The organism is Vibrio sp. 03_296 (assembly GCF_002265885.1).
On the sequence record NZ_NPKW01000937.1, the window covers coordinates 1 to 514 of the forward strand.

The 514-nt window shown below is 46.1% G+C and carries 1 pseudogene; it reads left to right on the plus strand.

Annotation, left to right across the window (positions count from 1 at the left end):
* A pseudogene (locus tag CIK04_RS28975) lies at positions 1 to 514 on the plus strand (class I tRNA ligase family protein); the annotation flags it as partial.

Here is a 514-nt window from a genome sequence, read left to right on the forward strand (position 1 = left end):
AAACTTCATCTGTGCTGACGACGCTCACGGCACGCCAATCATGCTTAAAGCGCAACAAGATGGGTATGTCTCCAGAGAGATGATTGCTGCGGTGAAGCTATCGATGCACCAAAAAGATTTCGCTGGCTTTGATATTAGCTTCGATAACTATCACAGTACGCATTCCGATGAGAACCGTGAACTGGCTTCTCACATTTATCTGCAACTGAAAAAAATGGGTTTATTTCAAGCCGCACTATTTCTCAGCTGTTCGACCCAGAAAAAGAGATGTTCCTACCCGATCGTTTCGTGAAGGGAACGTGTCCGAAGTGTAAATCTGAAGATCAATACGGTGACAACTGTGATGCTTGTGGCGAAACCTACAGCCCAACAGAATTGATCAATCCAAAATCTGCCGTCTCTGGCGCGACGCCAGTGATGAAAGATTCAGAGCACTTCTTCTTCGACCTGCCTCAGTTTGAAAGCATGCTAAAAGAGTGGACTCGCTCTGGCTCTCTACAAACTGAAACCGCAA